The sequence below is a fragment of the Niallia sp. Marseille-Q9988 genome (assembly GCF_976954375.1).
Genome location: NZ_CDRJSZ010000005.1, coordinates 123,014 through 145,121 on the forward strand (window position 1 = coordinate 123,014; position 22,108 = coordinate 145,121).

Below are 22,108 nucleotides of genomic sequence, written 5' to 3' on the forward strand. Positions count from 1 at the left end.
CCAAAAATGCCAATCCAATCAATACACAATCATTCATACATATATAAACAAAACTTCTACCTAATTTTACAATACTCCCATAATAGAAATGTTATGAAAAAAGTAGTAAAGTGTAAGGAGGTATTTGTGCGTAACTTGTAATATTAAAAGAAGGAGATTAGATTGTTGAATATCGTTATTACACGAAAAATGGTCCTGGAGATGTGTGGTCCTGTTTCTTTAAAAAGAGGCGAGGCATTTTCAAAGAATCATAAGGTGTTGTTTAAAGAATATAGAGAAGACTACTGTGAAGCATTCGTTCAAGCAGCAGAAGACTTTGCTGTAATGGTGGCTGTAGAAGCTGGTGAAATAAAAGCGAATTGTTCTTGTCCAAAGCTAGCTTCCTTTCAAAAAGAATGTCAGCATATTGCAGCTGTTTTGCTGGAGATTAAGAAATTTCAGCTGAGTGGCAAGGAGCCTGCTACTATGCAAGAAACGAATACAAATGTATCAGATGATTTTTTTGCTTTATTTAATCAGACTAGTTTTCCTTCACCAAAGAAACAACGCCACTTTGAGAAAAGAGAAGTAGTTCCAGTTGAATTTTTGATGAAAATTATTCCAGTTGGATCAGAAGCGAATATGTTTGGCATCGAAATTCACCTTTTATCCAATAAAATAAAAAACATTCGTCAATTTTTAGAAGTAATAAATGCCGGCAATATGTATCAATATGCTCTGGGGCAGAATTTTGACCCAAAGTTACACTGTGTAAAGGAAGAAAGTGAAGCAATTCTTCAAGAATTATGGAAAGTGGTAAGCGATGAATCCATTTTCTTGAATCATCACAACGAAATGGACAACATAGGGGAAGAAGATACTTTATTAATACCTCCATCTTCTTGGATTTCCCTTCGTTCACACTGGAAGGAATTAAGTTTTTTAGAAGAATATAGTGGAACTAGAATGCCTTTGCAAGTTTCTCGGGAACCACTCCCACTAACATTTCACTTATATCAGCAGGACACAGGAAGCTATCAATTGAATGTTCAAGGAATGGAATCTATTCTGTTCTTGCATCAATATTATGCAGTCATGATTGACGGAAATGTCATTCAATTGGAATCAGAGGATTTTAACAGGCTTGTGGAAATGAAAAGAATGACAGAGAAGGTTGGCAAGAATTATATCCCTATTGCAAACAATCAAATAGACTTCTTTTTAGAAAATGTTGCTCCAGGCTTGAAAAAATTAGGGGAAGTTCAATTGGAGAAAGAACTTTCAAAAAAAATAGGAAAAGCGCCCCTGCAAGCAGAGCTCTATTTAGATAGAGTAAATAATCGATTGTTGGCAAGTTTAGAATTCCGCTATGAAAATATCGTCATTAATCCAGTTCATGAACGAGATAAAGACATCGATGGAGTGCTTCTTCGAGATTGGAAAAAAGAAGAAGTGATATTGGAGCTGATGGATGGAAGTTCATTTGCGAAAACGGATAGTGGATATATGCTTTATAACGAAGAATTAGAGTTTGATTTTTTGTATTACGTATTACCGAAGTTGCAAAAGCTTGTAAAAGTCTATGCAACAACAGCGATTAGAAATAGAATTTTTAAGGAAAAAACTTGGCCACGGTTTTCGGTGAAATTAAAAAAGGATCGGATTAATTGGCTAGAGTTTAAATTTGAGATGGAAGGATTTCCGGAACGAGAAATAAAAGGACTGTTAGCTGCTTTAGAAGAAAAGCGAAAATATTATCGTTTACAGGATGGCTCTCTTTTTGCCTTAAAAACGCGAGAGATGGAGGAAATTCAACGTTATCTTCTTTCCCCACAAATCAAAGACAAGGATTTTGTCAGCGGATTTGAACTGACCCTTTTAGAAAGCTTATCTTTTATAGAGGAAGACCGAAAGATATTTAAACTAGATGAATCCTATCAACAGTTGATAGAATCACTTCTGCATCCAGAAACATTAATGATTAAGGTTCCCGCTGTTTTAGAGGATGTCCTGAAATCGTACCAGAAGGATGGGTATAGGTGGATGAAAACTTTAGCGAAATTCCACTTCGGCGGAATTTTAGCAGACGATATGGGGTTGGGAAAAACGCTTCAAAGTATTGCCTTTATCATGTCTGAATTACCAGTGATTCGAAAATCAAAGCAAAAAGTGCTAGTCGTTTGCCCATCGTCGCTCCTTTATAATTGGCAGAGAGAAATCATGAAGTTCGCTCCAACTATTCAATGTCTTGTCCTTGATGGGAACAAGAAGGAGCGGGCACAGTTACAAATGGATTTAGAAAATATCGATGTTCTGATAACGTCATATCCATTAATTAGACAAGATATTCAATGGTATGAACAGCAATCTCTCCATACTGTTTTCTTTGATGAGGCACAGTATTTCAAAAATCCACTTTCGCAAACAGCTAAATCAGTGAAAAAAATAAAGGCAATAAATCGTTTTGCCTTAACAGGAACACCGCTTGAGAATTCCATTGAAGAGCTGTGGTCTATTTTTCATATTGTATTTCCTGAGTTATTGAAGGGGTTAAAGGAATACGCAAATCTTACTAATAAGCAGATTGCGAAAAAAATAAGACCCTTTATGCTGCGACGGTTAAAAGAGGATGTATTAGCAGAACTACCGGAGAAAAGACAGTGGAGCGAAATGGTGGAATTGTTACCAGAGCAAAAAAGACTATACGCAGCATATTTGTCAAAACTAAGGCATGATGCTCTAAAGCACTTAAACAAAGATACATTGCGAAAAAATAAGATTAGAATTCTTGCTGGGTTGACGAGGCTACGACAAATATGCTGCCATCCTGCCCTATTTGTAGAAAATTATGAGGGTGGATCAGCCAAGTTAGCGCATTTAATGGAATTAATGGAAGAATCGCAACGTTCGAATCGAAGAGTACTGATTTTTTCGCAATTTACCAGTATGCTGGATATTATCGGACAGGAATTAGCGAAGAAGGGTTTGTCGTTCTTTTATTTGGATGGAAATACTCCCTCTGATGAAAGAGTGGAATTATGTCATCGCTATAATTTGGGAGAACGAGACTACTTTTTGATAAGCTTAAAAGCAGGGGGAACAGGATTAAATTTAATGACAGCTGATACAGTTATTCTATATGATACATGGTGGAATCCTGCAGTTGAAGAGCAAGCTGCAGATCGTGCGCATAGGATGGGGCAAGAAAATATTGTTGATGTCATCAAATTATTCTCCAAAGGAACAATAGAAGAGAAAATATTTGAACTACAGGAAAAGAAAAAAAGTTTAGTGGATGAAATTATTGATACAGATGAAAAAATGATATCGTCCATAACAGAAGAAGATATCATGGAATTATTAAGCTAGAAAAATAGCAGTATAATTAGAAGAAGACCAGAACCTTCGTAAAAGGACTGGTCTTCTTTTGTGATTCTGTCATTCTTCTTTTTGTTTTGGAAATCGTTTGGCTTTTTTGGCAGATTCACGAAGCAAATACTCTATATGACTGTTAATGCTGCGGAAATCATCTGCAGCCCATTTTTGCAGTACTTCGTATAGCTCTGGATCAATGCGTAATGGAAAGCTTTTTTTCTTCGTCATTTATACCACTCATTAATATAAAGTACCTGTATTAATTACAGGAGTTGTAGGATTTTCTGAGACAATCGCGACAAGTAGATTATTTACTAATTGTACCTTTCTTTCATCATCTAATTCAATGATTTTATCCTGCTCTAATTGGTTAATGGCCATTTGCGCCATTCCAACAGCTCCTTCTACAATTTTCTGACGAGCAGAAATAATCGCAGATGCTTGCTGACGCTGCAGCATTGCTTGAGCAATTTCAGTAGAATAGGCTAAATGAGTTAATCTTGCTTCGATTACTTCGACTCCAGCAAGGTCTAGTCGAGCTTGTAATTCGGTTGTAAGCTCGTTAGAGACTTCCTCTGCATTCCCTCTTAATGTTAATTCCACATTTTCAAAGGTATCATACGGGTATTTCGTCGCAACATGTCGTATGGCTGTTTCGCTTTGGATCTCTACAAATTCCTCATAATTGTCCACATCGAAAATTGCCTTAGCTGAATCGATTACTTTAAAAACGATAACAGCAGCTATCTCGATTGGATTTCCATCGACATCATTTACTTTCAATCGCTTACTGTTAAAATTGCGCACACGTAAGGAAATTGTTTTTCTTAAAGTTAGTGGAATCGTTAAAAATAACCCACTGCTACGAATAGAACCTAAATACTTACCGAAAAAGGTGACAACTACAGCCTGATTTGGTTGAATAATGGTGATTCCACTACCAAGAAGAGCAGCTAATAATATAAACGGAATTCCTACAGCTGGAAGTTCTTGTATAAGAAAATAGGTACCAAGAAAAAGAGAGATGGCAATAAGAAGAACACCGATAAATCCATTAAAATGAAATGCATTTTTTTCTTTCAAATGAATCACTCCTATAATTTCAATTTGATATAATTATGATATCACTTTTGTATAATATTGTAAAATATTTTGTTGAGAAATAAGCATAAAAAAAGAGATAGTTAGCTATCTCCAAATCGATTTACACTATTATTCTTATTTCAGTAACTCCAATAAAGTTTTACCAATAATAGTACCTGCCGTTCTTGGTGCCACTTTTGCAGGTAAACCTAGTGGCCATAATGTTTGGATATTATGCTTTTTTGCAGCGGTAAAATCAGTTCCGCCTGGCTTGCTAGCTAAATCGATAATTAGAGCGTCGCTTGACATTTTTTTAATAAGGGTAGCAGTCAGAATAAGTGCAGGAATAGTATTAATAACAATATGCTGGGATGGAATTGTAGACTCTAATGAAGCTTCGAGTAGAGGGTGGAATCCCATTTCCATTACTCTAGCTTCATCCTCTTTTTTATTAACAAGGACAGTTACCTTTGCACCAACTGCTGAAAAAAGGCGGGTAATCGTTTTGCCGATTCTCCCAAAACCAAGAACAAGTACGTTGGCATTATGTATTGTAATGTCTGTATGCTTTATAGCGAGCATTAATGCGCCTTCTGCAGTTGGAATTGAATTAAGAATCGCTACATCATTTCTTGCAAATAGAGCAACCAATTGACGATTCGTTTCTGTAGCCAGTTGGTTTAAGAAAGGGGTAATAATGCCAGAGTATATAGTTGAATTAGGTTTCGTTTTATTTATTAGTTCTTTTGTGAGAATCATTTTTTCCTTTGAAAAAGTCGATTCAGCAATGCCATTATCTTGAATCCCTGGAATAGGCAAGAGAATACTATCTACTTCATGAAGTGGGGCTGTTTGCCCAGTTACTTTGATGACATCCTTATAAGGAATAGAGGCATCTTCAAACCCAATTAAATATATTTTACTAAGCTTAGGTGCTAAAATGCGAATCACTTCAAGCTGCCTAAAGTCACCACCGATAATTAATAAGACATGATTATGACTCAATTGTGTCACTTCCTTTTCTCTATGTTGATAGAATCCCTCTATATAGTAATCTATATGGAGGGATAGAATAGTTCAGACTATTTCCAATACGAATATTTCTGGCGCAAACTTGTGTATTTTTCTCCAATTAAAATTTGTACTTTTTGATTAACTGAATCAAGTCCTCTGTCATGGAAGCTAGTGTATTGGCAGAGGAAGATATTTCTTCCATTGCAGCAAGTTGTTCTTCTGTTGAAGCTGCAACCTCTTCGGAAGAAGCAGCATTGTTTTTGGCTAAATCAGATATAAGTTCCGCTGTTTTTTCTGTGTTTTGCACAAAAGTTAATATATCATTAAGTGTTGAAGCTACTTGAGACATTTGTGGGGAAATTAGATTCATATTATCATATATTTCCATAAATGTATTGATGGCTTCATCTGAAATTTCAATGCCTTTTTGTACATTACATTCTACAGTGGACATCGTATGAACTGTTTCTTTTGTATCTTGTTGGATTGCCTTGATGATTTCAGTAATTTGACTAGCAGAAATTTGAGATTGTTCAGCTAGTTTTCTTACTTCATCAGCTACGACAGTAAAGCCCTGTCCAGATTCTCCAGCTCTTGCTGCTTCAATTGCAGCATTCAGGGCGAGTAAATTAGTCTGATTGGAAATAGCAGTGATGACATCTACGATAGCCCCTATTTCTTTCGTACGATCATGTAATGAAGCAATTACTTTATTCGTATCAGATACGGAATGATGAATTTCATTCATTTGATTAACCGTTTGTTGGACAATCGCTTTTCCTACTTCGGCATTTTGAGTAGTAGTTTTGGTGCGATTTAATACTCCATTAGCATTTAGCAAAACTGTGTTTGTACTATTTACTATTTGATTTAAAGATAATATATTTGCTTCTACGCCTTCTGTTTGTTTTTCAGCACTAACCGCCACATGTTGGATGGCGGTTGCAACTTGCTCACTAGCTTCACTTGTTTGACCAGCACTAGCGTTTAGCTCTTCAGCCGTTGCGGAAACCATTAAAGAATGGTGCTCTAGTGTTTTTAAAAGCGTCTTTAGACTTGATTGCATGGAAGTAAATGAGTGGGCAAGTTGTCCGATTTCATCGTTTGACTGAAGCGTTATCTCTTCTGTAAGGTCCCCATCGCTTATTTTTTTTGCTTTATTCTGAATTTCTTTTAATCTGCTAACAAGTGAACGAATAATTAAAATAATGATAGCTCCTCCAAAAATAATAGAAGCGACCACAACTAAAAGACTTTTTTGTAGGATAGGTTTTACTGCAGCATTTGTTTCAGCATCCAGCATAGAACCAACAATTTTCCATCCTGTATTCTCATTTGTTAAATAATAAAGTGTTCGATCCTGACCGTTTGTTTTATAGTGATGCACTCCAGAATTTTGCTCATATAAGTCAGGAAAATTTTGGTCAACCTTTGTGCCAGCTTCATTTATTGGGCTGACAAGATAGTTTTGCTCTGTATCCAATAGAAGGATAAAGCCTTCATTCCCAACTGCTACTTCTTTGGTTGTTTTTTCTAAAGTAGAGAGATTAAGATCAATGCCAATTACTCCGGAACCATCTGCTGTTTTCCTAGTAATGGTTACTACCATTTCTTTAGAACTAGCATCTATATAAGGATTTGTTACGATGGCTTTATCCACTGAATTGTTCATTGCTTGTGTAAACCAAGTTCTATCTCTTGGGTCATAATCGTCTGGTAGATCTAGAGCTGGAGAGGTGTACATTTTCCCATCCTGTGTTCCTAAATAAACGGCTACAGCTTCTGGGTGAAGTCCTTTATACTGGTCTAGCTTTGACATTAGAGCATCAGGATTATCTCCTTGTTTTTCGAATAATTCTCCTGTTATTATATCTGCTAAATAATTTGCATCATATAGTTTGGGAGAAATGGTACTGTCGATACTACTATTTAATAACTTGACGTTCTCTTTTGTGCTTTCCATTATGTTCTCGCTAAGTTCATGTTTAGCACTTTGGATAGATAGGTAGGCTACTGTTATAGTAGGAACAATTAGAATAAGGGCAAATGCAATGTAGAGTTTAGTGCTTAATTTTAAATTTTGATTTAATGATTTTAAAATTCTCATCAATCATAGCTCCTTTCCATAAATTTTGTGTAACGGTGTATAAATTGCTTCTTAGACACTATTTGCTATATGAACGAAGGACTAGATGAACGGATTCATATTTGCAGTATAATCAAATGTTAATTATTATTTCGACAAGTTATGACAAAGGTGAAGGGGATTTATTAATTTTCTGAGGCTTTTTTGTGAAAAATCAGAAAAAATTTACAAAATAGTCACAAATTAAAAAACAGCTGTGCTTGTCAGCTGTTTAAATGGTTTAGCTTTTTTGCATTTTATTTTTAAATGCTTTCGGTGAACAATGATTTGCCCGCTTAAAAAGTTTATAAAATTGGGCCATATTCGTAATCCCAGCTTCATAGCTTATTTCTAAAATGCTTTTATCTGTAGTTAATAGTAATAATTCCGCTTTTTTTATCCGCTTTAGATTAATATAATCGACAAAAGACATACCCATCACTTTTTTAAAGTATTTGATAAAATAGTGATAGCTAAAATTCAAAAGCTCACATACATCCTCTACAAGTATTCGGTCTTCTAAATGACGATCAATATAATCTAAAACAGGCTTAATTCTGGATAAATCTTGTTCTTCTGAAGAATGGAGCATATTTTTCGTATCATTTCTAACTAATAAAAGTAGAAGTCTTTTAATTGAATAGTTGATGGCAATTTCATACCCTTTTTCTTTTGTTTGACTTTCCTTATGTATCTCGTTAATTAAATAATGTACCTCTTGTTTGATTTGCTGATTTTCTTCAAAGATATAATTTATCCTGTCTAATGGATGTGTTATTTCTGAAAAACAATAGAAATAAGGAAGAATGCTTTGATCAAAATGTTTATGTAAATCTATTTGCAAGACGATATAGCGCAAATTGCCGCCACTAGCTTTACTTGTTCTATGAGGTTGTGAGGTCCCCATAATAAGAACATCCCCTGCAGAAATCGTTTGATCCAATTCCTTTGTTTGCACCGCCAAACTACCATCAACAATGGCAAGTAACTCCACTTCTTTATGATAGTGCCAAGGGTGATATTCAACAGAAGTTATTGCGTTTTCCCTCTCATCGTTTATCTCCCATACTTTTAGGGATAGAAGAGGATTTTGGTAAATAACTTTTTCGTTTACTGGCTGATTATAGGTGTGCTTAGTCCTTATTTCCACTTCATCTTCTCCTCCTATTTGAATAGGTTGTAAAGATACTGTTCTTCTTTCTATTGTAGCAAAAAGCAGATAATGAAATGACATAATTGCATAAAAAAAAGACAGGATTAAGTATTTTTTTATCCGTTTTCATTTTTTATAATAAAGCGTATACATAGATTGAGAAAAGGAGTTACAAAACAATGATTACAGTCTGGAATGAAAACCGTCATGAGAAGAAAAACCCACTTGTTGCGGACATTTATCCAAATGGCATTCATGGTACGATTGCCGCATTTTTGGAAAAAGAGGGCTATCAAACGCATACAGCAACATTAGATGAACCAGAGCATGGATTAACAGAAGAAGTATTGAATAACACAGATGTATTGGTTTGGTGGGGACATTTAGCGCATCATGAAGTACAGGACGAAATCGTACAAAAAGTGAAACAACGTGTTTTAGATGGAATGGGATTAATAGTTCTTCATTCAGGTCATTTTTCTAAAATTTTCAAAACCTTAATGGGCACTAGCTGTGACTTAAAGTGGAGGGAAGCAGATGATCGGGAAAGACTATGGGTGGTAGCTCCTAATCACCCAATTGTGGAAGGAATTAATGAATACATTGAATTAGAAAAAGAAGAAATGTACGGGGAACATTTTGATATACCAGCACCAGATGAACTTATTTTCACTAGTTGGTTTGAAGGGGGAGAGGTTTTCCGTAGCGGCTGCACGTATGCAAGAGGAAACGGGAAGGTCTTTTATTTTAGACCAGGACATGAAACTTACCCGACCTACCATCATAAAGATATCCAAAAAGTCATTAGCAATGCTGTTAAATGGGCAACACCAGTTAAACGGAAGAGACCAGTTTATGGCAATGCAAAGCCTATTGAAACAATATCCGTAAAGTAAATAGAGGAGGTAATGGAAATGGCTAAATTAAAGATTGGTGTAATTGGGTGTGGCAGTATTGCGCAACATCGGCATATCCCGGAGTATCTGTGGAATGAACAAGTGGAATTAGCTGCAGTATGTGACATCAATGAAGTAAGAGCAAGAGAAGTGGCTGAGAAATATCAAGTGAAAGCATTTACCGATTATAAAGACTTGTTAGAAATGGCAGAGATAGATGCAGTTAGCGTGTGTACACCAAATTATCTGCATGCTCCAATTTCCATTGATGCACTACATGCTAAAAAACATGTACTTTGTGAAAAGCCAATGGCGACATCAGAAGAAGAAGCAAATCAAATGATCGAAGCCGCTAAACAGAGTGGGAAAAAATTGATGATTGGACATAATCAACGTTTTGTTTCCTCCCATCAAAAAGCACATCAGTTAATTAAAAGTGGGGAAGTTGGAAAGATATATAGTTTCCGTACGACATTCGGTCATGGTGGTCCAGAAGGCTGGAGTGTAGATGGCAAAGACAGTTGGTTCTTTAAAAAGGAAGAGGCTTTTATTGGTGCGATGGGAGATTTAGGTGTACATAAAGCAGATTTATTACGGTATGTATTAGGAGAAGAATTTGCTGAAGTAGGGGCTTTTGTAGAAACAAATGCGAAAGAATTCTCAAGTGTAGATGACAATGCTGTTTGTATATTACGAACAGAGAGTGGCGTTATCGGAACGCTTACAGCGAGCTGGGCTTATAGAGGGAAAGAAGATAATTCTACCGTTATCTATGCAGAAAAAGCAGTAATTCGCTTAGAAGATGATCCAAACTATTCATTAATTATCCAGTACACAAATGGTGAAAAAGTAAATTATGAGTTAGGTAGAATTCAGTCAAATGAGGATGGTGGTCAAAATAAGTCAGGTGTTATTGACCATTTTATTGAAAGTATTCTTGAAGACAAAGATCCTCTTGTAACGGGAGAAGAAGGGAAAAAATCTTTAGCTATTATTCTTGCGGCATTAGCATCACAAGAAACAAAGACAATTACAAAAATATAAAGACCTATTAACAAAATCAATGCAGAATATTGGAAAGGAGAATTCTTATGAAATTAGGTGTGTTTACCGTTTTATTTGCAGATAAAACATTTGAAGAAATGCTTGATGCAGTGAAAGAAGCAGGAATACAAGCTGTAGAAATTGGTACAGGTGGTTATCCTGGAAACAATCATTGTAATGTAGATGAATTATTGGATTCAGAAGAAAAGCGAAAAGAATATCTTGAAAAAATTGCAGAGCGCGACCTTTTCATTAGTGCATTCAGCTGCCATGGGAATCCTATTTCACCAGAAGAAGGGTTCGCAAAGGAATCTCATGAAACATTGATTAAAACAATAAAACTAGCATCTTTAATGAATATTCCTGTTGTAAATTGCTTTTCAGGAACTGCTGGAGATCACGATGGAGCGAAATATCCAAATTGGCCTGTTACACCGTGGCCAAATGAATATAGTGACGTGAAAAAATGGCAATGGGAAGAAAAGCTAATCCCTTATTGGAAGAAAGTAGGGAGTTTCGCAAAAGAGCATGGAGTGAAAATTGGCTTAGAATTACATGGCGGATTTCTTGTGCATACCCCCTATACACTATTAAAACTACGAGAAGAAACGTGTGATGCTATTGGGGCAAACCTTGATCCAAGCCATTTATGGTGGCAAGGAATTGACCCAGTTGCAGCTATAAAAATTTTAGCGAGGGCAAATGCCATTCATCATTTTCATGCAAAAGATACGTATATAGATCAAGAAAATGTCAATATGTATGGTTTAACAGATATGCAGCCATATGGCGAAGTGAAAACGAGAGCATGGACATTTCGCTCGGTCGGATGTGGACATAGTGTTAGTGAATGGTCTGATATGATAAGTGCCTTACGCACCTATGGATATGACTATGTGGTTAGCATTGAACACGAAGATCCAATTATGTCGATTAGAGAGGGATTAACAAGAGCAGTGACCAATTTGAAATCTGTCCTAATTGAAGAAAAACCGTCCCAAATGTGGTGGGTGTAAAGAATCGCATAGTATTCTACTAATAGAAATGAGGGAGACATATGTCTAAGTTAAAGGTAGCTATTATTGGTTGTGGCAATATTTTTCCTATGCATGCACAGTCGATTGTCTCAAGAGAAGATGCAGAGCTAGTAGCTGTTTGTGATGTGAAACAAGAACGAGCAGAAGAAAAAGCAAAAATCTATCAATGTGGCAGCTATACTGATTATATGGAAATGTTTGAAAAAGAAAAGATAGATGTTTTGCATATCTGTTTGCCACATCATCTCCATGCACCAGTAACAATAGAAGCAGCAAAAAGAAAGATTCATATTTTGACAGAGAAACCGATGTCTATTCACTATAACGATGCGAAAACAATGGTTGAGACAGCAAAAGAAAATAAGGTAACCCTTGGTGTCATTTTCCAAAATCGCTATAATCCTGGGTCACAGCTAATAAAGAGAATGCTAGATAATGGAGAACTTGGTACGATAAAGTCAGGTAAGCTATCTGTTACATGGGACCGATCGGATGATTATTATCAAAAAAGCGATTGGAAAGGTACATGGGAAAAAGAAGGCGGAGGGGTAATAATCGATCAAGCAATCCATACAATGGATTTAATGAGATGGTTTATTGCTGATGATATTAAGTATGTAGATGCATCGATAAGTAATCGGGCACATGAAATGATAGAAGTGGAAGATGCAGCAGAAGGGGTTGTAGCCTATAAAAATGGCATCGTTACAGCTTTCCATGCCATTAATTATTATACGTATGATGCACCTGTTGAAATTGAATTACATTGTGAAAAGGGAATTGCCAAAATGATTGCAGACCGGGCAACAGTCCGTTTACTTGATGGAAGAGAATTTATTGCAGATAATAATCCACAGGAAACCTTCGATTATGAAAATGGAGTAAAAGGATATTGGGGAGTAAGTCATGTGAAGCAAATAAATAATTTTTATGATTCATTAGCTAAGGGAATCCCTTTAGACATCACAGGGGAAGATGCCTTAAAAACACAAGAAATGATTTGTGCGGTTTACGAATCAGGGAAGAAAAAAGAACGAGTTTATTTTAAATCGAAAGTGGAGACTTTGTAAAATACTATTTTCAGCCGATTACTTATACAGAAAAGCTATACTTACACCGTGGAAGACGGTTAGTATAGCTTTTTCTGTATAATATTTTGCTTAAGATGGTTCTTTCAATACGTAATAATAGAAAAAACAATGGAAAAAAATTTTTATAAAACACTTTACAAATCGTAATGGTTACGGTTAATATAAGATAGTCGATGAAATGATTATTCACTTAACACTCTAAATCGTAATTGTTTCGATTTGTTTTTTAAGCCTATTGAAAGTTCCCGAAGGAGTTTTAAGGGAAAATAATGAGCTGACCAAAATTTCTGTAGGTATTTTTTTTTATCAGTAGAGGGAACAAGAGAATAATGAAGAGGAATGGTCTTATTTAATCCTCACATATTAAGTAAGGAGGTTAAGATGCTAAAAATAGTTTTCCTACCTTTATGATTTTCATCAGTTTTCAATAAATGGTGGCGAACCTAATTGTAGCTTACATAAACCTTGTATTGATACACCATTCAAGGTTACTTATCCAGTATCACAAATGGATAATTAGGGTATGAACAAAGAAAGGTTTGGTAATTATGAGAGTAAATATTACACTTGTTTGCACAGAAACAGGAGATAAGCAACTAACTTTACGAAAATATCCGAAAAATATTGCATAATGAAAGTATTTAAAAAGGCAGGGTGAAATAAATGGGGAAAAAATTTAAATTAATTAGTATGATGTTACTTGCAGTATTGATAATAGCTGCATGTGGGAAAGGTGAAAAGGATGTGTCTAGTGGATCAAGCAAAGAAAAGCTACAGATCATGACAACATTTTATCCAATGTATGAATTTACAAAAAACATAGCTGGTGATAAGGCAAATGTAAAAATACTTATACCTTCTAGTCAAGAGCCACATGGTTGGGAACCGACACCGAAAGATATAGCAAATGTCCAAGCATCAGATTTATTTATTTTTAATAGTATTTATATGGAAAGCTTTGTAGATACAATTAAAGCTGCTGTTGATAATAAAGAAACAGTGTTCGTTGAAGCAAGTAGTGACATTACTTTAAAAGAGGGAATTACAGATGAACATGATCATGAGAGTGAAGAGGAAGAACACGATCATGAGAACGAAGAGGAAGACCATGATCATGATAGTGAAGAAGAAGACCATGATCATGATAGTGAAGAAGCTGAAGACGAGCATAGCCATGAGAAAGATCCGCATGTGTGGTTAAGCCCAGCACTAGCGATTAAAGAAGTAGAAACAATTACAGCTAGTCTAATTGAAGCAGATCCAGATAATAAGGAAAGCTATCAACAAAATAGTGAAGCATATATTGCGAAATTATCAGCACTTGATCAAGAATATCAAGACGCTTTAAGTAAAGTAGAGAAAAAAGAGATGATTACCCAGCATGCTGCATTTGGATACTTAGCTAGTGAATATGGACTTACACAAGTGCCAATTTCTGGATTATCGCCTGAAGAAGAACCAAATGCACAACGATTAGCTGAATTAAAAGATTTTGCAAAAGAGCATGATATTAGTGTTATTTATTTTGAAGAAACGGCATCTAAAAAGGTTGCCGATACACTCGCATCTGAAATCGGAGCAAAAACAGAAGTGCTTAGCACATTAGAAGTATTAAGCAAAGAAGATGAAGATAATGGATTGGATTATATTAAGGTAATGGAAAGAAATCTAGAAAAAATTGTGCAAGCGCAACAATAATATCATAGCTTAAGAAGTCTCCATGGGTGTTTTTTCTCTTTCCAATGGAGGCTTTTCATTTAGGTGTACTTACCTGTTGCTTTGCGGGAGTTAAAAGTGTTATTGTAATATTGAAAGCGTTTTGATGGAGGGATAAGGATGGTTGCTAATCAACGGTTTGTGTTTATAGGAGATAGTATTACACAGGCGGATAAACTTGAAGATAGCGAACATATCGGTCATGGATATGTTCGGTATATTAAAGATTATATTGCCATAAATCAGCCTGAAGCTTTGCCGGTATTTTTTAATAAAGGTATCAATGGAAATAGAATCCTAGATTTAGAGAAAAGGTGGGAAGAGGATGTCCTATCGTTGCGCCCAGATTTAGTATCTATTTCAATTGGAATAAATGATGTATGGAGACAGCTAGACAACCCTGATATGGAACAAGTTACTCCTGTTATTTTTAGGGAAATAAATGAGCGCCTTTTAACACAAGTAAAGATAAATACGGAAGCTAGGATCTTTTTAATGGAACCAACAATCATCGAGGAATCGGTAGAAGCAAAAGGGAATATTTTATTAAAGGATTTTGTAGCAGTGATTCATCAATTAGCAAAAAAACATGAAGCAATAGTTGTCCCGACACATCAAGTGTTTATCGAATATTTACAGAAACCCAATCATCAAGTGTTGACAACAGACGGAGTACATATGAATTCTGCTGGGAATATGTTGATGGCACAGGCATGGTTGAAAACTTATAATAATGTAATATAGCAAAATAGAAAACTATTAGTATAAGAGGCGTTGTTGCTAACTAACATGCCTCTTTCTTTTTGTGCAAACTGTTTATTCTAAACCAGTTAATCCAAAGAATAAGAAAGTCTTTCCTAATCCGAAATATCAAGGTATGATAGGAGAAGCAAATAGAAAGAGAGTGAACAACAAACATGACGATGCGACTTAGAGATTGGGATCGAAATTTAAAGATTCGTCTTGCTGGTGAATCAACCGTTAATGTTACATTTTGGATGTTTTTCCCGTTTTTAGCGATTTATTTTACAGAATCATTTGGCAAATCGATTGCTGGGTTCTTATTAATACTTTCACAAGGGTTTTCGGTTGTTGCCAATCTACTTGGTGGCTATTATGCAGATAAATACGGAAGAAAGAAAATGATGGTCCTATCAAGCTTGGCGCAAGGGATTTCTTACCTAGTCTTTGCTTTAGCAAGCTCTCCTTGGCTTGATTCTCCTGCCATTAGTTTTATCTGTTTTACAGTGATTAGCCTTTTTACAAGTATCTATTGGCCAGCAAGTCAAGCGATGGTAGCTGATGTAGTTAAGGAGAAAGATCGCAGTAGTGTATTTGCGATATTCTATACGTCTACTAATATTGCAGTAGTAATAGGCCCTATATTAGGAGGGTTCTTTTATAAGGATTATCGATTCTTCCTTTTACTAGCAGCTGGACTATTAAATATTCTATTAAGTATTGTTTTAAAAATTTGGATAGCAGAAACAGCCCCACCATACAAAGAGGCAACTGGCACAAAAAAGAATTGGATGATGGCGTTAGGTAATCAGATGAAAGATTATCAGGTTATTGTCAGAGATCGAACTTTTTTAATGTTTATTTTAGCAGGGGTATTAATCGGACAAACTTTTATGCAATTAGATTTATTACTGCCTGTTTATGTCGATGAAATGGTTTCAACCCAAAGATTATTTTCTATCGGCAGTTGGTCGTTAGAGATTCAAAGTACGCAGGCATTTGGATTAATCCTAGCAGAAAATGGTTTAGTAGTAGCTATATTTACGATAATGGTGACAAGATGGATGTCTAAATACAAAGAGAAGAATGTATTTATTGTCTCCTCCTTTATTTATGCAACGGCAGTTATTATGTTTAGCCAAACCAATTTGATTTTGGGGTTAATGTTTGCGATGCTATTATTTAGTTTTGCTGAACTGATGACAGCAGGAATCCAGCAAAGCTTTATATCGGAAATCGCTCCTCGGGACCAAAGGGGAAAATATTTTGCAGCAGCTAGTCTGAGGTTTACTTTTTCCAAAATGATTGCACCATTATCTATTCCAATGAGTGCGTGGTTTGGATTCAAATGGACATTTTTGATTATTGCTATACTTGCCATAATAAGTGCTTTTATTTATTATGTGATGTTTAAACAATTCGAAATGAAAAAGAGAAATTTACAAGCAGTGAAACAGTTATAATAAATAAACTCCTGCGGAATTAGGTGATAATCTAAAACCGCAGGAGTTTTTTTAAGTATTTTTTCTTCCTGTCGAATTCTCCATAGTCTGTTTGTGTGTGTAACAATTACTTTAACAATAGCAAAGATTGGGATTACAAGAACCATGCCGATAACACCTATAAATCGCCCCGCAACTAAAACTAAAACCATTACTGTGACTGGATGGATAGACATCCTTTTTCCAATAATTTGTGGTTGAACAAAAAGACTCTCCATTTGTTGAATAATCACAACAATTACGAGAACAATAATTGCCTGTATCGGCGAGTGTAATAGCCTGACGATGACAGAAGGAATAGCACCAATCCAAGGACCTACCAAAAATAAATTTAATCAATTTTGTCTTTACCTCCAAACTTTTTCCGTCATCTTATCGTCTAATAAGTAAGTAAGGGGGGTTATCGTATGGAAGAATTGTCAGCAAGCTGGAATGAAATAGACAATAAAGAAGAAGTATTTGAAGAAATAATGATTACATATGGACAAGAGCTGTTGCATTTGGTTTTTTCCTATGTGAGAAATCAAGCAATAGCCGAAGAATTAACACAGGATATATTTATAAAAGTATATTATTCATTGAATAAATATAAGGGAAAATCTAGCTTACGAACATGGCTATGGAGAATAGCTATTAACCGCTGTAAAGATTATTTGAAAAGTTGGTATGCAAAAAATGTTGTAAAAGTAGATGATGAATTTCTTTTTGGGATAGACAGAAATGAAAATGTGGAAGAAGAAATTCTTCAAAAAGAAGAAGAGCAATTACTTATTCAAGCTGTCATGAATTTGCCAATCGTATATCGGGAAATTATTTTTCTCTTTTACTTTGAAGAACTATCAATAAACGAGATTTCTTCCATATTAAAAATAAATGAAAATACTATCAAAACACGACTTAGAAGAGCAAAGCATTTATTAAAAAAGATAGGAGATGAAGAAAAATGGAAAAACATCTAAAAAACCTTCCATCTAGCTTGAAAAAGACTTATTTTGATCATCTTCCTTTTAGTGAGGAGCATCGTAAAGAAATCTTAAAAAAAATTCAAATAAAGGATAAGGAAGAGGAAGTACTATTAGCAGTTTTACAATTACTGCATAATAGAAAAACTGGTTTTGAATTAACACAATTGTTACGTGCCCGTGGCTTTGAAAGATTTGAGAAAAAGGAAGGGTTTATCTATACTTTATTGCATCGTTTAGAACAGAAAAATATCATTGCTTCTGAATGGGAGGATAAAAAGGTTAAATATTACCGAATAGATCGAAAAGGAAAAAAGCTTGAAAAAAAGTTGGAAGTAGAAGGGGGAGCTAACAAAGATATTAGAGAATTGATAGATTGGGTGTACGTAAATGAATAAAAGGCATATATTTTTAGATAAAGTGATAGAGCAAGTGAAATCAAAAGATGCAAAGGATTCAATTAAATTAGAAATGGAGCATCATATCCAACTTGCTAAAGAAGGTTGGATAAAAAAAGGGTTACAAGAAAAAGAAGCGGAAGAAAGAGCAATTAAAGAAATGGGAAGTCCTATTCTATTGGGACTGGAGTTAAATCAACTGCACCGTCTAACGGTTGATTGGATGGTTTTTGCTTGTACAGTTTGCTTATTGATGATTGGACTTTTACCTAATATAACGTCAGATTTATTATTTATAGCAGAGAAATTATGGACCATTTTATTGGGAGTTGGAATAGTTGTTGGAATCATGTTTTTGGATTATCGGAAATGTAAGGAATTAGGCTATGTATTTTATATGATAGGATCCATATTATTACTATCCGTCATTCTTTTTTCCAATATTACAATAAACGGAATTAACTATTTAAAAGTTGGGCCAATTATCATTAAAGGAATAATGGCAATTCCGTTCTTCCTGCTAGCTTGGGCTTCCCTTTTTACCAAGAAAAATTTTAGCTATCTGTCTTTTTTATTGTTCTTTTTCTTTTCCAGTATATTGTTTTATTTAGGATATGATAGTATTTCCACTGTCTTTATTTATTATACTATGGTGGTTGTTATGCTGTTTTGGAGCAGTTTTTCGAAAAAGCAAATCGTCTTGTCGATTGTTACGGGTGCAGTTCTTTTTATATTATTATTCGGCTATGCTTTTTTTGCAAGATTACATAGATTATTAGGATTCCTTTTTCCTGATAGATATGCGCAAGATGTTGGCTGGATATATTTATATCGAGAAAAAATGTGGGCAAGTCTCAAGTGGATAGGTTCTTCTGATATGGAGTTATTGTCTTTTGTTAATAGAACAGACACCGTATTTCTTCAGCTTTCCTCTCAATTTGGGTATGTAATAGCAGTAGTAATTGTGATTTTATTTAGTGCATTGATAATAAAAATGATTCGAAATGTTCGTTACATAAAAAATCGATATGGAAAGCTTCTCTTAATAGGTGCGATTGCGTTGTATAGTATCCAAGTGATTTATAATATAGGAATGTGTATGGGGCTATTCCCAATTATCTCTTTATCGTTGCCATTTATAAGCTATGGACTAATGCCGACCATTATTAACGCTTTATTGATAGGTCTTGTGTTAAGTATTAATCGCAGAAAAAATATCTCATAACTTTTGGAGGATTCGAATGATTCGAATGTATTTAGAGTCAATGCTAATTTATATGATTTTTGGTGCGCCAATTTATTTAATATGTCGTACTCTCTACATTAGATTAAAGAAGCAAGAGTGGAAATGGAATAAGGAAATATTACTATTTCTATTTGTCCTGTTCTGTATTGGGGTTGCATCCCAAACCATTATTCCACAATGGTATATGTCGATGGAGAATGGAAAACAGAAACTTTATATTCAACGATTAGAAGGGGGAAGAAGCATAAACCTCATTCCTTTTTCAACAATTTTTTCCTATTTAGCTATTTCTAATGAGCAAGTTAGTAATTGGAACCAAGTATCTCTTATTAATCTATTAGGAAATGTGGTCGTCTTCGTGCCATTTGGGATTTTTCTTCCATTGTTATGGCGACAGTTTAGAAAGTTTTTTCCACTGTTTTGGATGTCAATTGGTATCCCATTGTTTATTGAAATTACTCAACTATTTATTGGGAGAAGTACGGATATTGATGATGTTCTTTTAAATGCGTTAGGGATTATTTTTGGTTATTGTCTCTTTAAAATCCTTAATACTCTTTTTCCAAAAAGACTAGTTGGGCTCCAAAGATGAGAAGTAGCTTTGAAAAGACTATGTTAGCCTTTCTAAAAATTCTTTTGCTACCCTAGAAATGCCTTTATTAGCGGCATATATATAACCAAAATAATAGGTGTTTATTAAGGTATCTACAAAAGGTAGGGTAACATAACTATTATTGTTTGCTAACCCAGTTATTGTTTTAAAGGCATAATCATAGCCAATATTAATCGCTGTGTTTCTTTCTAATGCATATCGAATTGTTTCTACATTGTTTGTCGTAAATAAAATTTCCATATTACTTTCCACCATATCTAAGTTTTGGACGAATTCTAATATAGATTGATCGTTGTACAAAATAATTGGCTGGTTCTCTAGCATTTTTTCAGTGATATAGGATTTGTTTGCTAAAGAAGAGTTTATATTAACTGCAACAACCATACAGCCATCATAAAGTTTATGAAAATGTATATTTTTATATTTTTGTATATCTTCTTCTTTAAATATAATAAATCCAATATCAACTTCTTCTTTTATTACTTTTTCGATAACATGCTGGGAATTATCCTCTTCTATAGAAGCCTTAATGGAAGGAAAGTCTTTTTTAAATAAAGTAATTTGATCAGCCAGCAAATCTAATGGTCCCGGAAACATAGCGATTTTTAACTCTCCTTTTAATGTGTCTGAAAAGTTTTCTGCTTCATCTAAGAATTCTTGTAATTTCTCTAGTGCGCCGTTAGCTTTTTGGATAAGGATCTCCCCCTTTTGTGTTGAATAGGTACCTTTTCTAGAACGGTGAAAGATCTCTACATTTAATTCTTTCTCTAGCTTTGTTACGGATTGACTTAGAGCAGGTAATGTAATATTTAACTTTTCTGCAGCCGTTTTTAATGAGCCGCTATTAGAAATTTCTACTATATATTTTAATTGTTCAATATTCATAGGTTGACCCTTTCTAAAAATAGTTTTAGTTAAGTAAAAGTTAACTATAGTTAATTATAATATAATTTCATATTAATAACATAAGTACTATAATTAATTTGTTTCTAAAACTTACGTTTTTAAGGCCTTAAATAACAAATAGCAATGGAAATTTAGCAGTTTAGCTGTAAAACTATTTAAGTCAGGGGATGTTTTACTCGTGAAAGCATTAAGATGGCATGACCAAAAAGATATTCGACTAGAAAATATTAAGGAACCTCAAGTAGAACCAGGCAAAGTAAAACTAAAAGTAAAATGGTGTGGAATTTGTGGAAGTGATTTACATGAATACTTAGGAGGTCCTATTTTTATACCTGTGGATCAGCCACATCCTTTAACAAATGAAGTAGCACCAATTACATTGGGACATGAATTCTCAGGGGAAATTGTTGAAATAGGAGAAGGAGTGACTGATTATCAAGTAGGCGATCGAGTGGTTGTTGAACCGATTTTTGCTACACATGGTCATCAAGGAGCCTATAATTTAGATGAAAATATGGGATTCTTAGGATTAGCGGGCGGAGGAGGCGGTTTCTCCGAATATGTCTCTGTGGAAACAGAATTACTGCATAAATTGCCTGATGAATTATCCTATGAACAAGGGGCATTAGTAGAGCCTTCTGCTGTAGCTTTATATGCTGTACGATCTAGTAAAGTTCAAGCAGGGGATACTGCTGCAGTTTTCGGATGTGGTCCAATTGGGTTACTAGTAATTGAGGCTTTGAAAGCGGCAGGAGCAACAGATATTTATGCAATAGAGCTTTCTCCTGAACGCCAGGCAAAAGCGGAAGAATTAGGAGCAATTGTTGTTAATCCAGCTGAATATGAAGATGTTGTAGCTGAACTTATTCACCGGACAAATGGTGGGGTAGATGTATCTTTTGAAGTTACTGGGGTACCAGTAGTTCTAAAACAGGCTATTCAATCTACGACTATTGCAGGAGAAACTGTTATTGTAAGTATATGGGAAAAAGGCGCGGAAATTCTCCCAAATGATATCGTTATCAAGGAACGTACTATTAAGGGGATTATTGGTTATCGAGATGTATTTCCAAGTGTGTTGAACTTAATGAGAAAAGGCTATTTTTCTGCAGATAAATTGGTAACCAAAAAAATTAAATTGGACGATGTAGTAGAAGAAGGCTTTAAATCATTGCTATCAGAAAAAAATCAAGTGAAGATTTTAGTAAGTGCAGAATGAGTAAATAA

20 protein-coding genes are annotated in these 22,108 nt (G+C 34.8%); 13 read left to right on the plus strand and 7 right to left on the minus strand.

Annotated features, from left to right (window positions below; translation table 11 throughout):
• Nucleotides 1–165: 165 nt before the first annotated feature.
• Nucleotides 166–3,348 (plus strand): DEAD/DEAH box helicase, encoded by a 3,183-nt coding sequence (locus ACWNMZ_RS10475; protein ID WP_031540701.1) that lies wholly within the window; start codon nt 166–168, stop codon nt 3,346–3,348.
• A gap of 69 nt (nt 3,349–3,417) precedes the next feature.
• Here ACWNMZ_RS10475 and ACWNMZ_RS10480 read toward each other — a convergent pair whose 3' ends face one another.
• From ACWNMZ_RS10480 to ACWNMZ_RS10500, 5 genes are all read right to left on the minus strand, one after another.
• The gene (locus ACWNMZ_RS10480) at nt 3,418–3,582 is read right to left on the minus strand and encodes a hypothetical protein (RefSeq protein ID WP_016200850.1); all 165 of its coding nucleotides are present in this window, start codon (nt 3,580–3,582) and stop codon (nt 3,418–3,420) included.
• Between the two features lie 12 nt (nt 3,583–3,594).
• Nucleotides 3,595–4,437: an SPFH domain-containing protein gene (locus ACWNMZ_RS10485; protein WP_031540702.1), complete on the minus strand. Its 843-nt coding sequence runs from the start codon at nt 4,435–4,437 to the stop codon at nt 3,595–3,597.
• 135 nt (nt 4,438–4,572) lie between these two features.
• On the minus strand, nt 4,573–5,442 hold the full coding sequence (dpsA, locus tag ACWNMZ_RS10490) for a dipicolinate synthase subunit DpsA (RefSeq protein WP_251627388.1): 870 nt from the start codon (nt 5,440–5,442) through the stop codon (nt 4,573–4,575).
• 127 nt (nt 5,443–5,569) lie between these two features.
• Complete coding sequence (locus ACWNMZ_RS10495; protein ID WP_251627387.1) at nt 5,570–7,558, minus strand: methyl-accepting chemotaxis protein; 1,989 nt, start codon at nt 7,556–7,558, stop codon at nt 5,570–5,572.
• Between the two features lie 259 nt (nt 7,559–7,817).
• Nucleotides 7,818–8,726, minus strand: coding sequence for a helix-turn-helix domain-containing protein (locus ACWNMZ_RS10500; RefSeq protein ID WP_048717093.1), 909 nt, complete (start codon nt 8,724–8,726; stop codon nt 7,818–7,820).
• A gap of 182 nt (nt 8,727–8,908) precedes the next feature.
• On the opposite strand from ACWNMZ_RS10500, the gene ACWNMZ_RS10505 reads away from it, so the two are divergent.
• From ACWNMZ_RS10505 to ACWNMZ_RS10535, 7 genes are all read left to right on the plus strand, one after another.
• The gene (locus tag ACWNMZ_RS10505; RefSeq protein ID WP_251627386.1) at nt 8,909–9,625 is read left to right on the plus strand and encodes a ThuA domain-containing protein; all 717 of its coding nucleotides are present in this window, start codon (nt 8,909–8,911) and stop codon (nt 9,623–9,625) included.
• 18 nt (nt 9,626–9,643) lie between these two features.
• A complete protein-coding gene (locus ACWNMZ_RS10510; RefSeq protein ID WP_031540707.1) occupies nt 9,644–10,669 on the plus strand; it encodes a Gfo/Idh/MocA family protein in 1,026 nt (341 codons plus the stop codon).
• Between the two features lie 47 nt (nt 10,670–10,716).
• Nucleotides 10,717–11,685: a sugar phosphate isomerase/epimerase family protein gene (locus ACWNMZ_RS10515; RefSeq protein ID WP_251627385.1), complete on the plus strand. Its 969-nt coding sequence runs from the start codon at nt 10,717–10,719 to the stop codon at nt 11,683–11,685.
• A 41-nt stretch (nt 11,686–11,726) separates the two neighbouring features.
• Nucleotides 11,727–12,776 carry a Gfo/Idh/MocA family protein gene (locus tag ACWNMZ_RS10520; protein WP_251627384.1) on the plus strand — a complete coding sequence of 350 codons (1,050 nt, stop codon included), beginning with the start codon at nt 11,727–11,729 and terminating at the stop codon, nt 12,774–12,776.
• 684 nt (nt 12,777–13,460) lie between these two features.
• Nucleotides 13,461–14,495, plus strand: coding sequence for a metal ABC transporter substrate-binding protein (locus tag ACWNMZ_RS10525; protein ID WP_251627383.1), 1,035 nt, complete (start codon nt 13,461–13,463; stop codon nt 14,493–14,495).
• A 138-nt stretch (nt 14,496–14,633) separates the two neighbouring features.
• Nucleotides 14,634–15,257: an SGNH/GDSL hydrolase family protein gene (locus tag ACWNMZ_RS10530; RefSeq protein WP_449598626.1), complete on the plus strand. Its 624-nt coding sequence runs from the start codon at nt 14,634–14,636 to the stop codon at nt 15,255–15,257.
• A gap of 179 nt (nt 15,258–15,436) precedes the next feature.
• Complete coding sequence (locus tag ACWNMZ_RS10535) at nt 15,437–16,717, plus strand: MDR family MFS transporter (RefSeq protein ID WP_035416638.1); 1,281 nt, start codon at nt 15,437–15,439, stop codon at nt 16,715–16,717.
• On the opposite strand, the gene ACWNMZ_RS10540 is transcribed toward ACWNMZ_RS10535, so the two are convergent.
• Complete coding sequence (locus tag ACWNMZ_RS10540; protein WP_031539098.1) at nt 16,654–17,079, minus strand: AI-2E family transporter; 426 nt, start codon at nt 17,077–17,079, stop codon at nt 16,654–16,656. The genes ACWNMZ_RS10535 and ACWNMZ_RS10540 overlap by 64 nt on opposite strands.
• Before the next feature lie 84 nt (nt 17,080–17,163).
• On the opposite strand from ACWNMZ_RS10540, the gene ACWNMZ_RS10545 reads away from it, so the two are divergent.
• The 4 genes from ACWNMZ_RS10545 to ACWNMZ_RS10560 are packed head-to-tail and all read left to right on the plus strand — an operon-like array spanning nt 17,164 to nt 19,954.
• Nucleotides 17,164–17,715 (plus strand): sigma-70 family RNA polymerase sigma factor, encoded by a 552-nt coding sequence (locus tag ACWNMZ_RS10545; protein WP_031539097.1) that lies wholly within the window; start codon nt 17,164–17,166, stop codon nt 17,713–17,715.
• A complete protein-coding gene (locus ACWNMZ_RS10550) occupies nt 17,700–18,116 on the plus strand; it encodes a PadR family transcriptional regulator (protein ID WP_031539096.1) in 417 nt (138 codons plus the stop codon). Before ACWNMZ_RS10545 ends, ACWNMZ_RS10550 begins: the two co-directional genes overlap by 16 nt.
• Nucleotides 18,109–19,341, plus strand: coding sequence for an FtsW/RodA/SpoVE family cell cycle protein (locus tag ACWNMZ_RS10555; protein ID WP_031539095.1), 1,233 nt, complete (start codon nt 18,109–18,111; stop codon nt 19,339–19,341). Before ACWNMZ_RS10550 ends, ACWNMZ_RS10555 begins: the two co-directional genes overlap by 8 nt.
• Before the next feature lie 16 nt (nt 19,342–19,357).
• Nucleotides 19,358–19,954, plus strand: a complete 597-nt coding sequence (locus ACWNMZ_RS10560; RefSeq protein WP_048717692.1) for a VanZ family protein — start codon at nt 19,358–19,360, stop codon at nt 19,952–19,954.
• Nucleotides 19,955–19,972: 18 nt separating this feature from the next.
• Here the strand turns inward: ACWNMZ_RS10560 and ACWNMZ_RS10565 are convergent, their stop codons facing one another.
• Nucleotides 19,973–20,860, minus strand: a complete 888-nt coding sequence (locus ACWNMZ_RS10565) for a LysR family transcriptional regulator (protein WP_031539093.1) — start codon at nt 20,858–20,860, stop codon at nt 19,973–19,975.
• Between the two features lie 199 nt (nt 20,861–21,059).
• Here ACWNMZ_RS10565 and ACWNMZ_RS10570 point away from each other — a divergent pair, with 199 nt between their 5' ends.
• Nucleotides 21,060–22,100, plus strand: a complete 1,041-nt coding sequence (locus ACWNMZ_RS10570) for a 2,3-butanediol dehydrogenase (protein WP_031539092.1) — start codon at nt 21,060–21,062, stop codon at nt 22,098–22,100.
• Nucleotides 22,101–22,108: the final 8 nt, after the last annotated feature.

Excerpts from the sequence above, each read along its gene's own strand:
- ACWNMZ_RS10480 (WP_016200850.1), bottom strand. The coding sequence starts at position 3,582 with ATGACGAAGAAAAAAAGCTTTCCATTACGCATTGATCCAGAGCTATAC.
- ACWNMZ_RS10495 (WP_251627387.1), bottom strand. The coding sequence starts at position 7,558 with ATGAGAATTTTAAAATCATTAAATCAAAATTTAAAATTAAGCACTAAA.
- ACWNMZ_RS10505 (WP_251627386.1), top strand. The coding sequence starts at position 8,909 with ATGATTACAGTCTGGAATGAAAACCGTCATGAGAAGAAAAACCCACTT.
- ACWNMZ_RS10510 (WP_031540707.1), top strand. The coding sequence starts at position 9,644 with ATGGCTAAATTAAAGATTGGTGTAATTGGGTGTGGCAGTATTGCGCAA.
- ACWNMZ_RS10515 (WP_251627385.1), top strand. The coding sequence starts at position 10,717 with ATGAAATTAGGTGTGTTTACCGTTTTATTTGCAGATAAAACATTTGAA.
- ACWNMZ_RS10520 (WP_251627384.1), top strand. The coding sequence starts at position 11,727 with ATGTCTAAGTTAAAGGTAGCTATTATTGGTTGTGGCAATATTTTTCCT.
- ACWNMZ_RS10525 (WP_251627383.1), top strand. The coding sequence starts at position 13,461 with ATGGGGAAAAAATTTAAATTAATTAGTATGATGTTACTTGCAGTATTG.
- ACWNMZ_RS10530 (WP_449598626.1), top strand. The coding sequence starts at position 14,634 with ATGGTTGCTAATCAACGGTTTGTGTTTATAGGAGATAGTATTACACAG.
- ACWNMZ_RS10535 (WP_035416638.1), top strand. The coding sequence starts at position 15,437 with ATGCGACTTAGAGATTGGGATCGAAATTTAAAGATTCGTCTTGCTGGT.
- ACWNMZ_RS10545 (WP_031539097.1), top strand. The coding sequence starts at position 17,164 with ATGGAAGAATTGTCAGCAAGCTGGAATGAAATAGACAATAAAGAAGAA.
- ACWNMZ_RS10550 (WP_031539096.1), top strand. The coding sequence starts at position 17,700 with ATGGAAAAACATCTAAAAAACCTTCCATCTAGCTTGAAAAAGACTTAT.
- ACWNMZ_RS10555 (WP_031539095.1), top strand. The coding sequence starts at position 18,109 with ATGAATAAAAGGCATATATTTTTAGATAAAGTGATAGAGCAAGTGAAA.
- ACWNMZ_RS10560 (WP_048717692.1), top strand. The coding sequence starts at position 19,358 with ATGATTCGAATGTATTTAGAGTCAATGCTAATTTATATGATTTTTGGT.
- ACWNMZ_RS10565 (WP_031539093.1), bottom strand. The coding sequence starts at position 20,860 with ATGAATATTGAACAATTAAAATATATAGTAGAAATTTCTAATAGCGGC.